Genomic DNA, 231 nt, shown 5'->3' with positions numbered 1-231 from the left:
CTACCCATAATTTATCAAAAACAAGTCCTTCAAAACCAAGATTAAAGTCCACTCTTTTTTCCATACCTAAGCTATTGTTTTGACCTCTATCTATTTTAGTATAGCCATTAGAAGAGCTTAATCCGTAATGATCTCCCCAATAATAATTACCTTCATTTTGTCTGTAAATTGCATCATACAAGAAATATCCTGGAATTCCTAAATCTGAATAAACAATTCCGGCAGATGAGC

The 231-nt window shown here is 32.9% G+C and carries 1 protein-coding gene; it reads right to left on the bottom strand.

Features of this window, described 5'->3' with window-relative positions; genetic code table 11:
* Window positions 1-231, bottom strand: a 231-nt coding sequence (locus H2O73_RS24425) for a hypothetical protein (protein WP_182110854.1), incomplete at both ends; no start/stop codon positions are given.

Source organism: Vibrio marinisediminis (genome assembly GCF_014050145.1).
Taxonomy (GTDB): domain Bacteria; phylum Pseudomonadota; class Gammaproteobacteria; order Enterobacterales; family Vibrionaceae; genus Vibrio; species Vibrio marinisediminis.
The sequence above is the reverse complement of the archived record's forward strand: the minus strand, read 5'-3'. Positions and strand labels throughout refer to the sequence as shown.